We start from the raw sequence: 542 nt of genomic DNA on the forward strand, positions 1-542 counted from the left end.
ACTCAAGTTGTGAATAGAGCTTATGATGCTTCTGTAGAACTTACAACATCACAACAAATTGAAACTGTTGAAAATCAGTTGTTTGAATTGGCAGAAAAAGGGAAATATGGAGGTGGATTTGAAAATTTTAATACAGCCATTACAAAAGCACTTAACATGGCAAGTGCAGCGAAAAAGCGTTCCTCAAGGCTCTCAGGGATAGCTACCCATATCAAAACACTTGATGAGAAAATGGGAGGGTTACAAGCATCTGATTTGATTATCCTTGCGGGGCGCCCTGCTATGGGGAAGACCTCTCTGGCGACCAATATTGCTTTTAATATTGCCAATGCTTGCAAGCGTCATGATAACAACCAAGCCAATGAAGGGGGTATTGTTGGTTTCTTCTCACTTGAAATGTCATCTGAACAGCTTGCAACTCGTATTATCTCAGAGCAAATAAAGGTTTCTTCTTCTGATATGCGCCGTGGTAATATCTCAGAAGAGCAATTTGCAAAAATTATTCACGCAATGCGTTCCTTACAAACAATCCCTCTTTATAT

Annotated in this window: 1 protein-coding gene; it reads left to right on the top strand. The window is 39.7% G+C overall.

The genetic code is table 11. The annotated features are described in order from the left end of the window. Positions 1-542: DnaB-like helicase C-terminal domain-containing protein (locus ACFIKB_RS09665; protein WP_375653559.1), on the top strand; the 542-nt coding region annotated here is incomplete at both ends.

It is taken from the genome of Bartonella sp. MR110HLJHH (assembly GCF_042194225.1).
GTDB lineage: Bacteria > Pseudomonadota > Alphaproteobacteria > Rhizobiales > Rhizobiaceae > Bartonella > Bartonella grahamii.